The following is a 6,158-nucleotide window of genomic DNA, read 5'->3' as shown; positions in this document are numbered from 1 at the left end:
TCGATTTCTTCTTTGGAAATCTTCTGCGCCATTGGTGTCTTTTGTTTATGGTTGAAGAGATTTATTTTCATAGTGGGCCTCCTTTTATTTGGATATTGATTTTTGATTTGTTTTTCCTTACACCTATATGATATAAAATTCCCCGTCCCGCTACCATCGAATAACCTTTCATTTTCCCTAATTGTCAAGTCAAGTGCAACAAAGTTGTTCCTCTTGGTTTCTTCTGCATAAATGATTTGTCCTGATGTTGGCTGTAAAAGTCCAATCAACATCTGAATGGTTGTCGACTTGCCCGCTCCATTAGGGCTTAGAATAGCTGTAAAACTTCCTCTCTCAATCTGAATATCGAGGCTATTGACTGCCATCTTATCGCCATAAACTTTGGTTAGATTTTTCGTTTCTACTAACATGATATTTTCTCCTGTCCTTAACTTCTGAAACTATGATAGCAAGTCTTTATTGAAAAATCTCGGCTTTTTGGACAAGCGGTAAAATGAGAGAGATGAGTGGTAAAATTCCAGACACCAAAAAATCCCTGACCTAGAGGTCGGGGATTTGCTCTTAGCGGGCGACAATCTTGCGGTAACTGCGGGAAGTTAGTAAGAATACTAAAATATAGGTCAGGAGGAAGACGCCGCAAGTCGCAAGTGTTGTCTGGATTAAGAGAGGAAGATTGGTCACACCCAATAGGGCAACAATCAAGCGCAGCATATGAAAGACCGCTGCTACATGTAGAAAAGCAAAGATGAGAGGTAGGAAGAAGACAGTCAAGATTTGCTTGCGAATGGTACTTCTAGTCTGCTTTTCATCTAGACCAACCTTTTGCAAAATGATAAAGCCATCGCGGTCTTCATATCCTTCAGAGATTTGCTTGTAGTAAATCACAAGAACAGCTCCTAGAAGGAAGATAACGGAAAGGAAGAGACCGATGAAAAGCAAGGTTCCAGTAAGTTCCTGATAGCTCTTTTCTGCGCTATGACGGTCACTGGCCATTGCGTAGCTACCATCTTGGGCCTGGTCCTGATCCAAAGAGTCTCTCAACTCCAGCTGGACTTGCTCGACAAACTTTTTACTGTCCTTAGTCTCTGAAGCAACTCCAATGTAATAGTGATGAGCTGCATCAAGACCAACCGCTTTACTATCATTGACCACCATATAGAGCCCCTGCTCCATGGCTACATCGTTTGGATTAGGGATTTTCCCATGCGTGAAATTCGACGGTAAAATCTGCTTAATTTTCCAGTCCTTGCCATTCACTCGGAGAGGCTGGTCCTTATTTAAGGAAACATTTTTTCCATAGACAAGAGTTTCATCGTCTGCCAAGTCTAGCTTTTTCCCTGTCATTTTTTCATAATCTTGACGATTGATGACCGTAATCGTGCCAGCAGACTTCTTGGTCAAGATACTTGGATTCGAATCCAGCTCGCCTTGCATTGGAACAGTGATATCATTTCCGGCCAGTTTCATGATGAAGGATGATTGGTAAAGATAGGCAGTATAGTTAGGCTTCTTCAGACCTGTTTCCTGAGCGACTTGCTGGACCTTGTCCAACAGAGCCTCCTTCTGATCAGTTGATTTCGGCAAGACAATGCTGACATTGTAATCCTTTGGATGCAAGGTAGTAATATAATCCTGACCTCCAACATAGATATTGATTGTACCAACTAAAGTCACCAGCAGCATGGTGGACAAGATGGAAATAGTTGCCAAGCCTGCTGCATTTTTGCGCATCCGCGAGATAAGATTGGAAACAGAAATGAAATTCTGCGTTTTATAGTAGTAGCCTTTGCGCTTTTTGAGAAATTGCAATAGTGTAATCGAACCTGCATTAAAAAGCAGATAAGTTGCTAGGATAACCATAATCACAGCTATAAAGAAATTGCCGATAGCAGCGACAGGTTTGGTAACGGTCAAAGCCATATAATAAGCTACACCCATGAGCAGGAGCCCCAGCAAGGTTTGCAGCAAAAGGAAGCGTCCCTTCTTCTCGCCGGCTTTCTTTTCTTTCATTAGATTAAGAGAGCTATAGCGTAGAAGACGCGTAGAGTTAAGCAACAAAATCACCGCAAAAGCAATACCCAGACTAATTAGAGTCATCCAGACGTTCTGCCATTGGAAGGTCGAGGCAAGAACTGCCGGCATTCCCATCAATTTCAAAAGGACTGCGTAGAGCATCTTATCTAAAGCTAGGCCAGACAAGATACCCAGACCAACTGTAGCTAGATAAAAGACACAGAGCTCAAAGAAGGTCATGACTAGCAGATGCTTTTTCTCCATGCCCAGCAGACTATAGACTCCCAACTCTCGAGAGCGGTTTTTCATGACGAAGCTATTGGCATAGGTGATGAGGATAAGTACGGCAATCTGAATGACATGGATACCAAACTGCAAGGTCATGCGAGCTGCTGTACCACCATAAGAGGTCTCCATGTTGGGGCTATGAGCCAGTGAGACAAAACTATACAAAATCGCTGTTGCCAGTACCGTCGCCAAAGCAAATGGATAATACAAACTGCGATTTTTAACCAGATTGGACAAAGCTAGTTTACTCGTTAGTTTGAACATAGTCGCCCACCTCACTTGCCATGACCGTCAATGTATCAGAAATCTCTTGGAACATCTGCCGCTCGGTCTTGTTGCCGCGGAAAATTTGATTGTAAAGAATCCCGTCCTTGATAAAGAGCACCCGCTTGGCCCGACTGGCAGCTGAAGTCGAGTGGGTCACCATGAGAATGGTCTGGCCCTGGTCATTGATGTCGTCAAAGACATCCAAGAGAGCAGCTGAAGATTTGGAATCCAAAGCTCCTGTAGGCTCATCCGCCAGCAAAATCTCAGGCTCTGTGATAATGGCGCGTGCTACTGCCACCCGTTGCTTCTGACCACCGGAAATCTCATAAGGAAACTTCTCTTGTAGCTTGTTAATCCCCAGCTCATTGCAGGTCGTGACTAGCTTTTGCATCATCTCAGTAATGGGACGACGAGAGAGAACCAGCGGCAGGAGAATATTATCCTTGACCGACAGGGTGTCTAGCAAGTTGAAGTCCTGAAAGACAAAGCCTAATTTCTCCCGTCGGAAGCTAGAAGCCTGACTATTTTTGATGGTTGCCGTATCAGTTCCGTTGAGAAAGACGCGTCCTTCAGTCGGCTTGTCCAGTATGGCCAGGATGTTGAGCAGGGTGGACTTCCCGGAGCCTGATTCTCCCATGATGGCCACATACTCGCCTTTTTCTACCGTAAAGTGAATGTCCTTCAGTGCCTCTACTTGGCTGCCCTGAAAGCGGGTTTTATAAATTTTTTTTACGTGTTGTACGTCTAATAATGTCATACTTGAACCTCTTTTTATTTATGTGTAAAATGGTTATTTAGCTTATCTTTCAATACTTTATTAGCTAGCTCTGCTCTAAGTTTACCTGAGCTGCTACCCCCTACTGAAAGCAAACTAAAAATGATACAATTATCACACCGAAAAGCCCGATAAGTTTTCATAGGCTAATCTTTCATTTGGGACGCTAATCTTACATTTTTGTCACTTAGCGTTCTTCCAGTTAAAATCTGATGTTCACTTAGAGGGAGCTGGCTGTATGATTTGGCTTGCTTTGCAAGTGGGCCTCTCTAAACTTTCAGTTCCATTTGGGCAAAAGGTGGCGGGACGGAGCCTGGAACAAAAGTCCTAGCCTCTCAATCGTCTTTGGATTGTCGAGCAAGACGCAGTGGTTGAGTGGGCTCTACTAGGCTGATTTCATCAGCTTTTACAGCCCTACTCAACTGTTCGGAGGTGGGACGACGAAATCGAATTCTAACGAATTACCGATTTCTGTTCCACTCTCATCCCACCACCTTTACTGCATCAGCCTCTTAATGACTATATTGTAGCCAGAAATAATACTGGACTGATGCACAGCCCAGTCTGTTTTTTTCGATTTCTTCTTTGGAAATCTTCTGCGCCATTGGTGTCTTTTGTTTATGGTTGAAGAGATTTGTTTTCATAGTGGGGCCTCCTTTTATTTGGATATTATTTTTGATTTGTTTTTCCTTACACCTATATGATACAAAATTCCCCGTCTCGCTACCATCGAATAACTTTTCATTTTAAGCTTTAAACTTACATTTTTGTCATCTTAAAAGGATGAGTCATTATCACCCATCCTTTCCGAGAGATTTATCATACAAATAATCCGTACTTAGAGTTTAGCCAAGTATTCCTGCACAAGTTTGATGTCCGCTTCCTTGTCACCTCGGTCAATATCGCAGATGTGCGGTAGCCCATATTTGTCGATAATCAAAGCTGTCGCCCCGCAAAAGGTCCGACATGCTTAACCGAATCCCCATTATTGACAAAACCTTTAATCAGGTTTGAGTATTTCTTGATGAAGCGTTTGCTTGACCAAGGAATTTTCCCAGCCCATGCATTTCGAGTAATGAGAATACAGGGTTCTTCCAACTTTTCCTTGATGCTTTGTGTCGGGTAGCCCAACGATTCTGCAAACCGTTTGCCAACTCCTGTATTAGAATCATAGACAACAATCATATCTTTCTCCTACTTTCTCAAAAACAACATCATAATCCAAGTTGAAAGCCCTAAGATTACTACATCCGCAATAAGTTTCATCATAAACTCAAAATCATTTGGCATACTATGAATATAGACAATAGATAATAAGCTTACTAAAGCCAAGCCACCTACTTTATAAGCAAGCGGAAAATCTGGAATCAAAGCCATCCCAAGAAGGGCAACAATCAACCCACCCAATAAAAAGCTCTGAAAGTCCAAACTAAAACTAAAACCAACCGTCACTCCACCATAGGAAACAATCAAAATACCTATTACTATCATACAGATACCCAAAATAGTCATCCCACTCATCGTATATCCTCCTTGTTTGCTCATTATTTTCCTCACTTCCTATTCTGAATGCATGATTCATTTAAAAAAAGAATTACTTTTTTCTTGTTTAATCGGATTCATCTCCCTTCTATTTTTAAAGTGTCTGACATATCAATCACCTTTTTTTAATATGAATGAATATTTAAAATAGTTCATTCATACAAATCTTCAAGAAAAGGAACTTTTATTATTTTGAAAAAATTCCCTTTAAAAAATATTTCACCAAGGTCTCGATACTCTCAAAATAGCCTGGAAAATCCTGCTCTGTAACATGCATGTCAATGTAGTATATCAAATCGTAAGCCTTCATGATTTGGGCGACTTCCTCCTGTGAAAAGCCCTTCTCCTGCAAGCGCTGGCTGAAAGTCTGAATCAGAAACTGATGAAAAGCATTGGCCGCGCGACCAGCATCCTGATTATAGTAGTCGTGCAAGATCTGAGAAATCCCCGGTTTGCTCCACTCAGCCAAAATTTTATTAGGCGAAATCAACTCAAAAGTGACTGCAAAAAGCTGTTCAACGACTGCCTCAGGTTCACCTTGCCAATCTACACGCTGCATGGTTTCCTCACGTATGCGGTTATTCTCCGCTACATAAACCTCTAAAAAAATAGCTTCCTTGGACTCATAATACTTATAAAAGGAGCCAACGGCCATGACGACACGCTTGGTAATATCTGAAATATTCGTCTTTTTATAGCCCTTCTCAGCAAACACCTGCCTAGCCTCAGCCAATAATTCAGCTTTTTTGTCCATGACCTTCTCCTTTTGTGAATGAATTAAAATTTCTATTCATTCATATTATAACACTTTAAAAATCTTTGTCAAAAACGGTCTAAATAGTATTTTGAAAGGAGGATGGCAGTTTGAGAAAATAGCGCCTTTGTTAAATAAAAACAAGCAAGGTCTCGTTAAACTTGCTTGCGTCTTGGATACAATAGTGGAAATGAGAAAGACCAGTAAAAAATCTCCCCCACCGTTGGCAGCAGTCATGTAGGGAAACTTCCAAACGGCACCAAGCCCGATGGCTGAGCCAGCAGATGCTAGAATAAAGCCAAGTTTCGAGCCCCATTGCGATTTTTTTGACATAGTTAAACTCCAATCTCCTTTTTTAGAATAAGAAAAGGCTGCTTGAGTTGTCAAATAGCCTTCTCTCAATGGCTCTTTATGAGCCTTCTGTTTGATTGCTAGACTTGACTATCCCATCATGTTTTCTGAGGTCTGTCAAGAAAACCATTTTCAAGTTTTCACACCTTTGCCAAAAAGTTAAAATTT

At 41.6% G+C, this 6,158-nt stretch carries 6 protein-coding genes and 2 pseudogenes; all 8 read right to left on the bottom strand.

What is annotated here, in order from left to right; all coding sequences use genetic code 11:
- Positions 1-410 (bottom strand): ATP-binding cassette domain-containing protein (locus ADF62_RS10585; RefSeq protein ID WP_152901343.1); only part of this gene is annotated, 410 nt, incomplete at its 3' end.
- A 151-nt stretch (positions 411-561) separates the two neighbouring features.
- Positions 562-2,565, bottom strand: coding sequence for an ABC transporter permease (locus tag ADF62_RS09345; RefSeq protein ID WP_003098150.1), 2,004 nt, complete (start codon positions 2,563-2,565; stop codon positions 562-564).
- On the bottom strand, positions 2,546-3,325 hold the full coding sequence (locus tag ADF62_RS09340) for an ABC transporter ATP-binding protein (protein WP_003098149.1): 780 nt from the start codon (positions 3,323-3,325) through the stop codon (positions 2,546-2,548). The genes ADF62_RS09345 and ADF62_RS09340 overlap by 20 nt, the downstream gene beginning before the upstream one ends.
- Before the next feature lie 530 nt (positions 3,326-3,855).
- Entirely contained in the window at positions 3,856-3,987 is a 132-nt protein-coding gene (locus tag ADF62_RS11725; protein ID WP_003098148.1) for a hypothetical protein, read from the bottom strand.
- Positions 3,988-4,181: 194 nt separating this feature from the next.
- Positions 4,182-4,528, bottom strand: a pseudogene (locus ADF62_RS09335) (NrdI protein).
- 9 nt (positions 4,529-4,537) lie between these two features.
- On the bottom strand, positions 4,538-4,888 hold the full coding sequence (locus ADF62_RS09330) for a hypothetical protein (protein ID WP_003098145.1): 351 nt from the start codon (positions 4,886-4,888) through the stop codon (positions 4,538-4,540).
- Positions 4,889-5,072: 184 nt separating this feature from the next.
- A complete protein-coding gene (locus ADF62_RS09325) occupies positions 5,073-5,639 on the bottom strand; it encodes a TetR/AcrR family transcriptional regulator (RefSeq protein WP_003098143.1) in 567 nt (188 codons plus the stop codon).
- Between the two features lie 177 nt (positions 5,640-5,816).
- A pseudogene (locus ADF62_RS10575) lies at positions 5,817-6,120 on the bottom strand (sodium-dependent transporter); the annotation flags it as partial.
- Positions 6,121-6,158: the final 38 nt, after the last annotated feature.

Source organism: Streptococcus sp. 1004_SSPC (assembly GCF_001069025.1).
GTDB classification, from domain to species: domain Bacteria; phylum Bacillota; class Bacilli; order Lactobacillales; family Streptococcaceae; genus Streptococcus; species Streptococcus vestibularis.
Note: the sequence above shows the minus strand (reverse complement) of the source record. Positions and strands in the feature narration are given on the sequence as shown.

What these genes read in the sequence shown, in the direction of transcription:
- ADF62_RS09340 (WP_003098149.1), bottom strand. Translation starts at nt 3,325, where the DNA reads ATGACATTATTAGACGTACAACACGTAAAAAAAATTTATAAAACCCGC.
- ADF62_RS09345 (WP_003098150.1), bottom strand. Translation starts at nt 2,565, where the DNA reads ATGTTCAAACTAACGAGTAAACTAGCTTTGTCCAATCTGGTTAAAAAT.
- ADF62_RS09330 (WP_003098145.1), bottom strand. Translation starts at nt 4,888, where the DNA reads ATGAGCAAACAAGGAGGATATACGATGAGTGGGATGACTATTTTGGGT.
- ADF62_RS11725 (WP_003098148.1), bottom strand. Translation starts at nt 3,987, where the DNA reads ATGAAAACAAATCTCTTCAACCATAAACAAAAGACACCAATGGCGCAG.
- ADF62_RS09325 (WP_003098143.1), bottom strand. Translation starts at nt 5,639, where the DNA reads ATGGACAAAAAAGCTGAATTATTGGCTGAGGCTAGGCAGGTGTTTGCT.